The organism is Streptomyces sp. YIM 130001, from assembly GCF_003574445.1.
Taxonomy (GTDB): Bacteria; Actinomycetota; Actinomycetes; order Streptomycetales; family Streptomycetaceae; genus Streptomyces.
In genome coordinates this window covers 374,981-388,499 of record NZ_KZ984550.1, presented here as the reverse complement: position 1 = coordinate 388,499, position 13,519 = coordinate 374,981, and the positions used below count along the sequence as shown (strand labels likewise).

Genomic DNA, 13,519 nt, shown 5'->3' with positions numbered 1-13,519 from the left:
GCCTGTGGATAACTCGGGGTGGTTTGTCGGCGGGTGCGGCTACCTTGTGTGGTCGATAGCCGACAGTGCGTGATGCGGGAGTTGGGGGCGCGGTGAGGGAGCAGGGCGTGCAGGGCGTGCAGGGCGTGCAGGGCGTACGGGGTGCGCAGGCCGACGGTGCCGAAAGGGTGGCGGCGCTTGGCCGGTGGGTCGGTGCGGGAGCGGTTTCGGGTGTGGCTCCCGGGGCGGCGGCTGTGACCGGGGCGCTGGTGTCGGAGTTCACTTCGCTGCGTGGGCTGCAGTCGGCCGTGGGTGAGTTGCTGCGCGATCTCGGGGAGTCGCCCGCGTGTAGCGCAGAGTTGGGTCGGGAGCGGGTCGCGCGCGGCCAGTTGGGCGGCGGTGCGGACGCCTGGGTGGAGGCGGCGGGGATGCACGGCGCCTGCGCGGCTCTGGCGCGTGAACTGGGCTCGTACGCCCGCTTGTTGGAGGCCTCGGTCGAAGCGGTCGGCGCCACGGCACTCGCCGCACGGCACGGCTACGAGAACGTGGACGGCGAGGTGCGCAGTCAGGTGGCCGCGGCCGGGGCGGAGTTGGCCGCTGCCGGCGGGGCGGGCGCTGATGGCGGGGTGGGCCGTCATGGGCGGTGAGCGGAGTGGGGGCGGCGCTTCGTTCGAGGGGATGTCGCATGCCGAGCTGTTGCGCTGGCTCGACCAGGCCGACAGCGGGGCCGTGCAGGCCGCGGCCGACCGGCTCGTGACGGCCTCCCGGATGATCCACCGGATCGCCGGTGAGCTGCGGACACGTCCGCAGGGGTTGGTCTGGCAGGGAGAGGGAGCCGACGCCTTCCGTGCGTGGAGCGCGGACGTGGCCGGTGCCGCCCGGAGGTTCGGTGAGCTGGGCGAGGAGGCGGCCACGTGGCTCACGCGCGCGGCGGAGGCGATCGCTCGGGCGCAGGCTGCTGTGCCGCGGGAGGGCGACGGTGTGGGGGTGGCCCCGCCGTCGGGGTTGGCCGTTGGAGGGGTTCGGTCCGGTGCTGGCCGCTCCGGCGGCGCACTGCCCCTGGATGGCGATGCCACCGCGAGTGAACTCGCGGTGCGGGAAGCGGTGTTGAAGGCTGCCCGGGAGCGGGTGCGTCTGGAGGCGGTGGCGGAGCTGCGCAAGTTGAGCCAGGCGTATGCGATGTCCGCGTCGCGTCTGCATGGCCTGGAGCGGCCGGAGTTCCCTGCGGTTCCTGGGGAGTTGATGCCGGCGGGTGCGGGTGCGGGTGCGGGTGCGGGTGCGGGGAGCGGTGGCGGTTCGGGTGTGGGTGGCGGGGCGGCGGCTGTGGGTGGGCCTTCGGTCGGGCGGAACATGGGGGAGTGGGGTGTCGCTGGAGGTGCGGCGGAAGGGGCGAGTGGTGGGTTCGCCGCGTCGGCGGGTGGGGGATGGCCGACGGGTTCTACGGGTTCTGTGGTGGCGGAGAGCGGTGCGGTGAGTGGTGCCGGTGCCGTCGAGAGCGGGCGATCGGTGGTGCCTGGGGTCCGTCCGGACAGCGGCGTCGGGATGGTGATCGACGGTGTGTCCGGCGCGACGGCAACGGGCCCCGGGGCGACCGCGTCCTCGAACGCCTCGCCGGTGCCGGGAGCGGGGCCCGGTGGGGGAGGAGGCGGCGCGGCGGCCGGTGATGGGGGCGGTGGGGTGTACCCCGGGGGCACGGTTGCGGTGCCGCCGGTTGTGGGTGGTGGCGGGCGTGGAGGTGCGGCGGCCGCCGGGGCCCACTCGACACCGCATCCCTATCCGTACGCGTCGTCCTACGCGAGCGGTGCTGTGCCGGGGGCCTCGCAGGTGAACGGGGGGCATGCGGGACCCGCCGGGCAGGGCCCCGGGGGCGGGCGTACGCCGGTGCAGGGCGGCGGCGGCGTCGGTGGGGTCGTCGGTGGTCATCCGGTGCCGATGGCGCAGACGGTGATGCCGGGTGCGGCGGGAGGGGCGCGCGGAGGAATCGGTTCGGGCTCGGTGGCCATCTCCCGTTCGGTGGAGGGGGGTTCACCCGTGCGGTCGGAGAGGCGACGGGCTTCGGGGGCAGTGGTCGGTGGTGCGGTGATCGGTGGTGCGGGAGCGGCTGGTCGCCGGTCGGCGGCTGCGGGTGGCGGTGGGGACGGTGTTGTCGGGGCGCGGGGAGGCACCCGGGTTCCGCCGGCCGGAGGTGGTGGTGTGCCGCGGGCCCTGGGGGAGGTCGGCTCGGTGGCGCCGAGAGATGAGTGACCAGGGGCGGTGACGCGGGATGGGCGGAGCGTCGGACTGGACTTGGGCAGGGTGTCCGGGCGGCTGGTGGATGTGGGTGAACTGATCAGGAAGGAGGCGCGCGTTCCGCGCGTGAGCACATGGCTTGGACCGAGTGGGAGCAGTTGAAGTCGGCTGCGGGTGGCGGTCAGTCGTCCGCCGATCCTGCGCCGGGAGTGGGATCCGGAGCGGGAGCAGGGCTGGGCTCCGGGTTTGGATCGGGGCAAGGGATCGGTGGGTCGGGATCGGGTCTCGGTGCGTCGGGGCCGGGCCTCACGGGCGGCGGCGCCGACCTCGGAGCTGGGATCGGATCCGGTTCGGGCTCCGGGTTCGGGGCGGCGACCGGCATCGGAGTCTCCCCAGGAGCAGCGGCCTCGTCCGGTGGAGCTGGACGGGACCTCGTGGTGCTGGACGACGAGCTCGGTGCCCTCGGGTCGCTCGCCTACGGCCTCCGCGAGCGCCTGCGTCGGGACGCTGACCACGCCCGTGCGGGCAGCTTCGCCGCCGCCACCGGCCTGTTCAACGGCGGCCTCGATCTGGGTGCGGCCCTCACTCAGCTGTCCGAGGCCTGGAACACCCAGTCCCGCACCCTCGTCGACGCCTGCGGACACATCTCCAACCATCTCGACTTCACCCAGGCCCAACACGCCAAGGACGACGGCAAGGTGGCCACAGAAGTGAGCACCTCCCGCATCACCGAGTACTACCGCTGAGGCCGGCCATGTACGACGACGAGGATGAGGACCACTGCGAGCACGGGCGCAAGTACGGGGGCATGCGATGACGGGCAACGGGATCGCGCCCCGGACGGACGGCACACCCGATGACCACTCACCCCAGCACCCGGCCTTCCGCCCGGTACCGGTCGTAGGCCTCACGCGCATCAGGGACGAACTCCCGCGTGCGGGTGAGGGTTTCGAGTGCGGAAGCGTCGAGCCAGTCGTGCCGCGTGACCTCCCGGGAGTCCGGGCGCACCGGCGTCGTGATGCGCGCCTCGTGCAGCCCGAGCCAATAAGGGCTGATCGCACCGGCGCACAGAAACGTGAGCACCAGGCGCGGTGCGGCGCGAACCCCCAGTTCCTCCTCGAGCTCCCGGGCCGCGGCGGCTTCGTACGACTCGCCGACGGCGACGGCGCCGCCGAGCATCCAGTTGTACTGCCCGGGGAAGCGAGGCGAGTGGTCCGGGCGGCGATGCACGAGGAAGCGCCCCTCCACGTCCCGGCACACGATGGTCGCGATGCGGTGCAGCCAGCCGCGCCGGACCGCCTCGGCGCGGTCGACGACGCCCAGTACACGGTCGTGTGCGTCGACACGTTCCACCAGTTCGCTCATAGTCGCAGGATGCCAGGCGTCGCGTCGCGCGCGGTGCGGACGTCGAGGTCGCGGGGAGGCGGTGGGTGAGTGGCGCTGACCGTACGGCAGTTGCTGGACCTGCAACTCGGCGGGCTGAAGTCGGCCGTCGACGACTGGGGATCCATGGCGCGCAGACTCCGCGCCCTCGCCACGGGGACCGACGGCGACGCAGGCGCAGAACAACTCGACGCCCGGGCTCGTGGGGCGGACTGGAGCGGGGTCAACGCGGACGTGGGCCGCGGCTTCGTGACCCGTACCGCCGCGGAGTTCAACGACGCGGCCACCGCCGCCCGCAGTGTCCACGCCGTGCTGCGCGACGCCCACTCCGGCCTGACCCGGCACCAGGACGCCCTCGCCTCGGCCGTCGCTGACGCCACCCGCCGCAACATCCATGTCAACGACAAAGGAGGCGCCCAACCACCGTCGGCGCCGCCCGGCGTCGTGGCCCAGGAGGACCGCCCGGAAGGTCCGACGAAGAACGAACTGGCCGCGGTCGAACAGCACGTGGCCCGCATCCTGCGCGAGGCCGACGAGACCGACCGGGTCGCCGCCAGGGCACTGCGCGCACTGGCCCGCGACCGACACGACTTCGCCGGGCGGCCCGTCGCCGGCCTCAAGGACGCCGCGGCCCGCCAAGGCGCGGCGGACGCCGCGTACTGGGCAGAGAAGATCGCCCGCGGTGACGTGGCCGACTGGAGTGACGACGAACTCGGGCGGTTCAACGAGACGTTGGCGCTGCAACGGGGGAACAGTGCGTTCACCGAGGCCTTCGCGGTGGCGCTCGGCGGACGCGGGACCCTCGAGTTCTGGCGGGACCTCGCGTCCCCGGAGGGCGGCGTCGACTCGGCGCGTTCCGCGCTGCTCGGCGACACCCAGGATCACCTGAGCATGACCCTGGCGAGCGCCACCCACAGCGAGAGCCCGGCGATGGACGCCTGGAAGCGTGACGTCATCTCGGCGGGCGGCACCTACTTCCCGGGCGAAGGCAGGACCGGGACCGGCCCGTACGGGTTCCAGATCATGAGCAGCCTCATGAACAAGGGCAAGTACGAATCCGGCTATCTGCACGATTACGGCGAAGAGTTGGTCGAGTTCGAACGCCGCTACCCGGCCGACCCCGAAGTCGTCTGGCGCAGCCGCGCCACCCTCGACCACCCACCGACCGGCGCCCCGAACGACCCCATGGCCGGCTACCTCGAAGCGCTCGGACACAACCCGGAGGCCTCGCTGCGCTTCTTCAACGAATCGACGGGAGGGGGACGCGACGGCCTCGCCCGTACGGACAACTTCGACTACCTGGTCGGCAACGGGGACGACGTCCGTGCCTGGCCACCCGGCGAGGACGGGGAACCGGTCGGCCACGACAACCTCGGCCACGCCCTCGAGTCGGCGACGCTCGGCTACGCGTACGACGCCCGCAACCCCACCCCGCCGCCCCTGGACTCCGCCGCGGACATCGAGGCGCGGGAGGCGAGGACGGCCCTGACGTCCCGGATCGTCGACCACTACGGGTCGGCCGAGACGATCGACGCGCAGCCCGGCGTGCGGGACAGCCTGGCGCGCATCGCCGCCGGGCATGTCGACAGCATCTCGTACACGATGGCCAACTTCGGCGGGAGTGGCGAACTCACGGACCGGGACGGCCTGTTCGACGCCGAGGGACGCCGTCTGGCCGACTTCGGCCAGTCGGACACGGTCAACTTCCTCACCGCACTCGCCTCCGAGAAGAGCTCGTACGACACGGTGTCCGCGGCCCAACAGGCGTACACGTCCAGCCTGATGGCCGCGCAGGGCAACCGTCACGACGACGCGATCGACGCCGGGATGGCCGGCACGGTCGTACACGGACTGCTCGACGAGGCCCGAACGGAAGCGATCGGCAAGCAGTACGCCGATGAAGCGGACGAGCGGAACCGGGAGTTGGAGAAGCAGGGCGAGTGGCGCTCGTACGCGGTCGGGGCGTCGGTGGCGGTCGTCGCGGGCGCGGGCGCGGCGCTCGTCGTCCCCGCGGCGGGAGCGGCCGCGGTCGTCGCACCCCTGGCCTTCGACGCCTCCCAGGGCGCGGCGGAAACGGCCTGGGCCACGAACACGATCGACTGGCTCAACGCCCGCGAATACGACAACAGTCAGGAGGCGACGGAGGGAATTCAGCGGGCGCAGCGCGAGGGTGAGAATAATGCGATGGCATCGATTCTTAATTACGCGGAAGCGAACAATGTGAAGGGTGATGGAGTGCGGCGGCTGGTCGAGAGGGCGGCCGAGAACTATGGCCAGGGTGCCAGGTATGCGGATACGCAGAATTCGCGAAAGTAGGGCCATGAGGGGAACGTTGTTGGTGTTCGTGGCAGCGGCATTGGTCGCGGGAGTGATCGGATGCTCTGGATCTGACACGAAGCACAAGGTAGACAGTTCAGGAGCGTGCGGCGATGCAATGGGGGAGCGCGGTGCAGATTGGCTGCGGGGACGTGTTGACGCCTACGGCGGTGTGATTTTCAGGGACGGCGAGGAGGTGGAGCGTGCGCAGGCGCTATTCCGCAAGCAGGTTGAATCTTGGGATCCGGAGAGAGGTGCTGTGGTGAATTTTGGGCGGACGGATATTTGCCAGGTGACGGGGCGGTCGGCCGAACCAGGCGACTCCCTCCAAGTTCGATTCGGCCCGTCTACTTACTCCTTCCGATTCCCCTTTGGAGAACCTTCGAGATATCTGGATCGTCAAAGCGTGGCTGAATCAAATTCAAGTGTCAGGTTGGTATGGGGGCGTCTCGGTGAACGGGGCAATGTCGCGTACCGCACTTACGTCAAGTGCAAGGTTGAAGGGGCTGCTCCAGAGCAAGAGCTGCAGGTTCCACTTCAAGGCACCATGACCGACACCCTCCCCACCGCCGACAGCCCCAGGTCGCACTTTCGGCATCTCCTGCACGCCACCCGAGTAGTCGTGGACGGGTTGGGCTGTACGAACAAGCCTGTCGTGCCTCTGGAGGTGCCGGCGGCTGTGCCGTGAGTCGTACCGTGAAGGGATGACCGAGCATCGTGAACGTGTCCGGATATCCGGAGAAGGCCTGATCCTGCGGGAGTGGGACGACGCGGACCTGCCCGTCATGTCCGAGCTCTTCGACGACCCCGACATCGGCTACCGCACCCCGCTCGCCGTCCCGTTCGACGAGTCCGCGGCCCGCGCGTACCTGGACATGATCCGCCGGAAGCGGGCCGAAGGGGCCCGTCTGCACCTGGCGATCACGACCGACGGGGATGCTCCCATGGGCGAGGTGCTGGTGAACTTCGCGCGAGGGGCGATCGGTTACGCAGTCGGCTCGCCGTACCGCGGGCAGGGGCTCGCCGGCCGGGCTACTCGGCTGCTCACCGCGTACGCCCACGACACGCTCGGACTGGCGAAGGTCCTGCTCGAGATCGAACCCGACAACCGGGCCAGCGTGGCCGTCGCCCGTGCGGCGGGCTACGAGGAGCTGGACGTGCCGCCCCAGAAGGTCACGGAGAAGGGCCGCCCCCTGGTCCTGCACGTCTGGCAGCACACGGTGACCCATGCCTGACCCTCGCCACGCCCCCACCCGCGTCCCCGCATGCCGGACGGAGCGGCTCGTCCTGGTCCCGTTGCGGGTCGAGCACGCGGCGGAGATGGCCGAGGTGCTGTCCGACCCCGCCCTGCACGCGTTCACCGGCGGGGCTCCGCTGGACACCGACGCGCTGCGCAGCCGGTACGAGCGACTGACTGCCGGGTCCCCGGACCCGGCGGTCGTCTGGTGCAACTGGGTCCTCGAATGGTGCGCCACCGGCCGCCTCGCCGGCACCGTTCAGGCCACCGTCACGCCGGACACCCGCACCGCCGAGATCGCATGGGTCGTGGGCACCGGCTGGCAGGGCCGTGGCATCGCCAAGGAGGCGGCGCGCGCACTCGTCGAGCTGTTGCGGGAGCAGTACGGCGTCACCGTCGTCGTCGCACACGTGCACCCCGACCATCACGCCTCGGCCGCCGTCGCCGCAGCGGCCGGCCTCGCACCGACCGGCCACCTGCACGACGGCGAACGCCGCTGGCAACTGAGCCCACCGAGCTGAGTCCACCGACCTGAGCCCACCGAGTTGAACCCGGCGAACTGAACCTGCCCAACTGGCCGCACCCAGCCGACCGCCACCGCCACCGCCACCGCCACCGCCAGCGCCACCGCCACCACCCCCCACCCCACCGCACTCGGCCCGATGAGTTCCGCCGCCGCGCAGGGTCTACAGACCAGAGACCGTGAGCGCGGGCGGACGGCCCGCGCGCGAGGCGGCAGGAGGCTGGGCGATGCAGAAGATCAGGCCATGTCTGTGGTTCGACAACGAGGCGGAGGAGGCGGCGAACTTCTACGTCTCCCTCTTCGACAACTCTCGGATCACCGGGATCGAGCGTTACCGCGAGGAGGGCATGCGAGAGCCCGGATCCGTGATGACCGTCGAGTTCGAGCTGGACGGTCAGCAGTACCAGGGGCTCAACGGCGGACCGGAGTTCAAGTTCAACGAGGCGATCTCGTTCTCCGTGGACTGCGCGGACCAGAAGGAGGTCGACGACCTCTGGGAGAAGCTCATCGAGGGCGGCGGCGAGCCGGGCCCGTGCGGCTGGCTCAAGGACAAGTACGGCCTGTCCTGGCAGATCGTGCCCAGGGTCCTGCCGGAGCTGCTGGCCGACCCGGACGAGGAGAAGGCCGGCCGCGTGATGAAGGCGATGCTCGCCATGGGCAAGATCGATGTCGAGGCCCTGAGGAAGGCGTACGACGGCTGAGGCGTCTCGAGGCGTCTCGAGGCGTCTCGAGATGTCTTGAGACGCCTTGAGGCGGGGACTGAGGCGGGGACTGGGACGGGAACTGAGACGGAATCTGAGACGGACGAACGAATGGACGGCGCCCCCGGGAAGGGCGCCGTCCATTCGTCTGCCTACTCAGAGGCTTGCAGGCCTTGCAGGCCTGTGAGCCTCGGAGGCCGTGGCGGGAATCGAACCCGCGTAACTCGCTTTGCAGGCGAGTCCCTCAACCACTCGGGCACACGGCCGTGCTCCGTACGTACGACGCTAGGCCTCCGCATCCTCTGCCTCAAGGGCCCCGGACCTGCCGCAACGCGACTGCCATGCCCCGTTCACACGCGCCGCTTCGCCGCGTTCACCAGCGACCGCGCGGCGTGTGCGATGTGACCCGTCTCCCACTCGCCTCCCACTCCGCGTCGGCCTCGTGGGGTGCGGGGGCGCCACCGGTAGGGTGGCCCGGTTGTCATACGTAGCCGTGTCATACGCAGCTGTGTCATCCGTGACGAGTACGTGTGTGAAGCCTGACCCGAACCGGAGACCGTGACTACCACCGCCACCTCCCACCACCTCTCTCCCGCCTTCCCGGGCCGTGCACCCTGGGGTACGGCCGGCAAGCTGCGCGCCTGGCAGCAGGGGGCCATGGACCGGTACATCCAGGAGCAGCCGCGGGACTTCCTCGCGGTGGCGACTCCGGGGGCCGGCAAGACGACGTTCGCGCTGACGCTGGCGTCCTGGCTCCTGCACCACCATGTCGTGCAGCAGGTGACGGTGGTCGCGCCGACCGAGCACCTGAAGAAGCAGTGGGCCGAGGCCGCCGCGCGGATAGGCATCAAGCTGGACCCGGAGTACAGCGCGGGCCCGCTCAGCAAGGAGTACCAGGGCGTCGCCGTGACGTACGCGGGTGTGGGCGTGCGGCCGATGCTGCACCGCAACCGGGTCGAGCAGCGCAAGACGCTCGTCATCCTCGACGAGATCCACCACGCCGGTGACTCGAAGTCGTGGGGCGAGGCGTGCCTGGAGGCGTTCGAGCCGGCCACCCGCCGCCTCGCGCTGACCGGTACGCCGTTCCGCTCGGACACCAATCCGATCCCGTTCGTCCAGTACGCGGAGGGGAACGACGGAATCCGGCGCTCCGTGGCCGACTACACCTACGGCTACGGGAACGCGCTCGGCGACGGTGTCGTGCGGCCCGTCATCTTCCTCTCGTACAGCGGCAACATGCGCTGGCGCACCAAGGCCGGTGACGAGGTCGCCGCGCGGCTCGGCGAGCCGATGACGAAGGACGCGGTCTCGCAGGCCTGGCGCACCGCGCTCGACCCGCGCGGCGACTGGATGCCGAACGTCCTGCGGGCCGCCGACCACCGCCTCACCGAGGTCCGTAAGGGCATTCCGGACGCGGGCGGTCTGGTGATCGCCGCGGACCAGGACTCGGCGCGGTCGTACGCGAAGCTGATCCGGGAGATCACGGGGAGCAAGGCGACTGTGGTCCTGTCCGACGACAGCGGTTCCTCGGACCGGATCGACGCCTTCACCAAGAGCGACGACCGGTGGATGGTCGCGGTCCGCATGGTGTCCGAGGGGGTGGACGTGCCGCGGCTCGCGGTCGGCGTCTACGCGACGACGATCTCGACCCCGCTGTTCTTCGCGCAGGCCGTGGGCCGTTTCGTCCGGTCGAGGCGGCGTGGCGAGACCGCGTCGGTCTTCCTGCCGACCATCCCGGACCTGCTCGGTTTCGCGAACGAGATGGAGGTCGAGCGCGACCACGTCCTCGACAAGCCGAAGAAGGACAGCGAGGAGGATCCGTACGCCGAGTCCGAGAAGGAGATGGACGAGGCGAACAAGGAGGAGGACGAGGACACCGGCGAACAGGACGCGCTCCCGTTCGAGGCGCTCGAGTCCGACGCGGTCTTCGACCGGGTGCTCTACGACGGCGCCGAGTTCGGCATGCAGGCGCATCCGGGCAGCGAGGAGGAGCAGGACTACCTCGGCATCCCCGGGCTCCTCGAGCCGGACCAGGTGCAGATGCTGCTCCAGAAGCGGCAGGCCCGGCAGATCTCGCACAGCCGCAAGAAGCCGGACGACGAGGCCGATCTGCTCGAACTGCCCGCCGAGCGGCGGCCGGTGGTCTCCCACAAGGAGCTCCTCGAGCTGCGCAAGAAGCTGAACGCGATGGTCGGTGCGTACTCCCACCAGTCCGGGAAGCCGCACGGGGTGATCCACACGGAACTGCGCCGGGTGTGCGGTGGTCCGCCGAGTGCGGAGGCGACGGGCGGGCAGATCCGGCAACGGATCGCCAAGGTTCAGGAGTGGGCCACGCGGATGAAGTGACCGTGGCGGCGGAGGGGTTGTCCCTTCGCGGTGCGGTGCGGAAGTGGAGCTGTGCGGGCCCGTCGTCGCAAGCAGTGGCGGCTCGGCCGCCGACGTGGCCGTATCGAGCCTCCGAGTTCCCCGGACATTGCGGAGATCACGGGCGATCCGGAACGGAATTCCCCTCTCCGGTGACCGGATTCTGGACGGAGTCTTCCGCTCAGCGGGACCGGCTCGCTAGTGTCCCGGCAACGCACACGCCCCGTGGCAGCGACGCCGCGGAGCGCAGCCGGTGCCGGGCGGCTACGGGGCAGCGGGTCCCGAGTCCGGCTTCGTCCGGCGGCTTCTTCACGCGCGTCGCCGATGGGACCGGTGACGCTTGCGCCGCCGAAGGGGCCGTCGACTCACCTCTAAGGAGAGGCCGTCGTGACCGCGGAGACCTCCCAGACGCTCGACCGGGGACTCAAAGTCCTCAAGCTTCTCGCCGACACCGATCACGGGCTGACCGTCACCGAGCTGTCCAACAAGCTCGGAGTCAACCGGACCGTCGTCTACCGTCTGCTCGCCACCCTCGAACAGCATGCCTTGATACGGCGCGACCTCGGCGGCCGGGCCCGCGTCGGGCTCGGCGTCCTCAGGCTCGGCCGGCAGGTGCATCCGCTCGTCCGTGAGGCCGCTCTGCCCGCGCTCCGGTCCCTCGCCGAGGACATCGGGGCCACCGCGCATCTCACGATGGTGGACGGTACGGAGGCGCTCGCCGTCGCGGTCGTCGAACCGACCTGGACGGACTACCACGTGGCGTACCGCACGGGCTTCCGGCATCCGCTCGACAAGGGCGCCGCGGGCAAGGCGATCCTCGCGGCCCGCCGCGGCATGGTGAACGACCCCGGCTACACGCTCACCCACGGCGAGCTCGAGGCGGGCGCCAGCGGGGCGGCGGCTCCGTTGCTCGGGGTGACCGGTGTAGAGGGCAGCGTGGGTGTGGTGATGCTCTCGGACTCCGTGCCCGAGCGGGTGGGTGTACGTGTCATGGACGCGGCGCGTGAGGTCGCCGACGCGTTGCGCTGACCTCGGAACGGGCCGGGATGGCCGGCCGAGTGGCCTCGATCCGCACGACCGGCGCAAGGCGCACGGACCCGCTCGCCGTCCGGCGCGCGCCTGCCCCCGAAGCCGCCCGATGTGTCCCGCCCAGGAGCTTCCGCCCAGGCCCGGGGAGGTCCCCCGGCCGTCTCTCGGGCGAGCCCTGCACGGTGCCACGGCAGCCGGAGGCGTACGGGACGGGGCGCTCGTGACGGGAGTCGGCCCCGGGCCCGGAACCGTGCGGGCGCGGGGCCCCGCACCGGCCGACCGGGGCGGCACCTCGGCGGTCACGTTAGATTGGCTCCGTGCTCAATCGTCTCTCCAGGCCCATCTCCCGGCCCAAGGCCCTCGCGATCAGTGCCGTCCCGTTCGTCGCGCTGCTCGCGGTCGCCTCGTTCTCGCCCCTGCCGTTCGCCGTCGCGCAGCCGGGTACCACGACGGACGTCCTGGGCGACAACAAGGGCAAACCCGTCATCACGGTCAAGGGTGCTCCGACCCGGGAGACGGACGGCCAGTTGCGTATGACGACGATCCTCGCCACCGGCCCGGACGCGGACGTCCACCTCGGCGAGGTGCTCGACGGCTGGTTCCGTGACGACCGCGCGGTGATGCCGCGGGAGGCGGTGTACCCGAGCGGCGAGTCCACGAAGGAGATCGAGCAGCACAACGCGGACGAGATGGTGAAGTCCCAGAACTCCGCCGTGCAGGCTGCCCTGAACCACCTGGACAAGAGCCCCGACGACATCGACGTCGGCCTCGAACTCGCCGACGTCGGCGGTCCGAGCGCCGGTCTCCTCTTCTCGCTCGGCATCGTCGACAAGCTGGACGGGAACGGCAGCGGCGGCGACCTCACCGGCGGCCGCACCATCGCCGGTACGGGCACCATCACCGGCTCGGGGAAGGTCGGCCCGGTCGGCGGTGTGGCGCTCAAGACGCAGGCGGCCCGCCGCGACGGCGCCACCGTCTTCCTGGTGCCGAAGGCGGAGTGCGCCGACGCCGCGGCCCACCGCCCCGACGGGCTCCGTCTGATCCCGGTCACCACGCTCGCCAGGACCGTCGACTCGCTGCGTGCCCTGGACAAGGGCGAGAACGTCCCCAGCTGCTGACTCGGGGCCCGGGCCGGTGCGCGGGGCACCCCGCGCACGCGAGGTAGGGGCCCCTACCGCTTGCCCGGGAAGTCCTGCGCGAGGAGTCCGAGGACCACCTCGTCCATGAACGCGCCGAGCACCCAGGCCGAGGAGCGCAGCACGCCCTCGCGGGTGAAGCCGTTGCGCTCGGCGGAGCGCAGCATCGCGATGTTGTCCGACAGCGTCTCGGCCTGCAGCCGGTTCAGGCCGCGCACCACGAAGCCGTAGTGGCAGAGCACCGCGATCATGTCCGTGCCGTAGCCCTTGCCGCGGGCCGAGGGCAGCAGTCCGAGGCCGATGTGCGCGGACCGGTGGTGCGTGTCGATGCCCCACAGCCCCGCCGTGCCGACCAGCGTGCCGGTTTCGAGGTCCACCGCGGAGAACGGGGTGTACCCCGGATCCGTTTCGTCGACCACGAACGGCGCGTCCTTCGCGCCCGGTGTGATCGGCCGCCACGGCCGGCCCTCGGCCCGCGAGGCGGTGACCACGTCCTCGTAGAGTTCGGCCCGCAGGACCGGGATGTCGTCCTCGTGCCGGGCCCGGAGCCCGACCTTGCTCCCCTTTAGCATCCACGTTTCCTAACCGACCGGGCCGCCCGGCGGCAAACGGTTTGACGCCT

At 71.0% G+C, this 13,519-nt stretch carries 11 protein-coding genes and 1 tRNA gene; 9 read left to right on the top strand and 3 right to left on the bottom strand.

The genetic code is table 11. The features are described from left to right. Positions 1-107: 107 nt before the first annotated feature. Positions 108-626 (top strand): hypothetical protein, encoded by a 519-nt coding sequence (locus tag DSC45_RS07355; protein WP_162929164.1) that lies wholly within the window; start codon positions 108-110, stop codon positions 624-626. A gap of 2,019 nt (positions 627-2,645) precedes the next feature. After that, positions 2,646-2,954 (top strand): hypothetical protein, encoded by a 309-nt coding sequence (locus tag DSC45_RS07350; RefSeq protein WP_240434506.1) that lies wholly within the window; start codon positions 2,646-2,648, stop codon positions 2,952-2,954. A gap of 118 nt (positions 2,955-3,072) precedes the next feature. Here DSC45_RS07350 and DSC45_RS07345 read toward each other — a convergent pair whose 3' ends face one another. Next, entirely contained in the window at positions 3,073-3,573 is a 501-nt protein-coding gene (locus DSC45_RS07345) for an NUDIX domain-containing protein (RefSeq protein WP_119288246.1), read from the bottom strand. A gap of 69 nt (positions 3,574-3,642) precedes the next feature. Between DSC45_RS07345 and DSC45_RS07340 the strand changes: the two genes are divergently transcribed. From DSC45_RS07340 to DSC45_RS07320, 4 genes are all read left to right on the top strand, one after another. After that, on the top strand, positions 3,643-5,907 hold the full coding sequence (locus DSC45_RS07340) for a hypothetical protein (protein WP_119288244.1): 2,265 nt from the start codon (positions 3,643-3,645) through the stop codon (positions 5,905-5,907). Between the two features lie 704 nt (positions 5,908-6,611). Continuing rightward, the gene (locus DSC45_RS07335; RefSeq protein WP_119288242.1) at positions 6,612-7,142 is read left to right on the top strand and encodes a GNAT family N-acetyltransferase; all 531 of its coding nucleotides are present in this window, start codon (positions 6,612-6,614) and stop codon (positions 7,140-7,142) included. Beyond that, the gene (locus DSC45_RS07330) at positions 7,135-7,665 is read left to right on the top strand and encodes a GNAT family N-acetyltransferase (protein ID WP_119288240.1); all 531 of its coding nucleotides are present in this window, start codon (positions 7,135-7,137) and stop codon (positions 7,663-7,665) included. The genes DSC45_RS07335 and DSC45_RS07330 overlap by 8 nt, the downstream gene beginning before the upstream one ends. Before the next feature lie 229 nt (positions 7,666-7,894). Next, the gene (locus DSC45_RS07320) at positions 7,895-8,368 is read left to right on the top strand and encodes a VOC family protein (protein WP_119288238.1); all 474 of its coding nucleotides are present in this window, start codon (positions 7,895-7,897) and stop codon (positions 8,366-8,368) included. A 194-nt stretch (positions 8,369-8,562) separates the two neighbouring features. On the opposite strand, the gene DSC45_RS07315 is transcribed toward DSC45_RS07320, so the two are convergent. Continuing rightward, positions 8,563-8,634 (bottom strand) — tRNA-Cys (locus tag DSC45_RS07315). Between the two features lie 292 nt (positions 8,635-8,926). On the opposite strand from DSC45_RS07315, the gene DSC45_RS07310 reads away from it, so the two are divergent. From DSC45_RS07310 to DSC45_RS07300, 3 genes are all read left to right on the top strand, one after another. Further along, complete coding sequence (locus DSC45_RS07310; RefSeq protein ID WP_119288236.1) at positions 8,927-10,714, top strand: DEAD/DEAH box helicase; 1,788 nt, start codon at positions 8,927-8,929, stop codon at positions 10,712-10,714. A 405-nt stretch (positions 10,715-11,119) separates the two neighbouring features. Continuing rightward, entirely contained in the window at positions 11,120-11,761 is a 642-nt protein-coding gene (locus DSC45_RS07305; protein WP_119288235.1) for an IclR family transcriptional regulator, read from the top strand. A gap of 317 nt (positions 11,762-12,078) precedes the next feature. Next, complete coding sequence (locus DSC45_RS07300; protein WP_119288233.1) at positions 12,079-12,879, top strand: YlbL family protein; 801 nt, start codon at positions 12,079-12,081, stop codon at positions 12,877-12,879. 53 nt (positions 12,880-12,932) lie between these two features. Here DSC45_RS07300 and DSC45_RS07295 read toward each other — a convergent pair whose 3' ends face one another. Continuing rightward, positions 12,933-13,469 carry a GNAT family N-acetyltransferase gene (locus tag DSC45_RS07295; protein ID WP_119288231.1) on the bottom strand — a complete coding sequence of 179 codons (537 nt, stop codon included), beginning with the start codon at positions 13,467-13,469 and terminating at the stop codon, positions 12,933-12,935. Between the last annotated feature and the right edge of the window lie 50 nt (positions 13,470-13,519).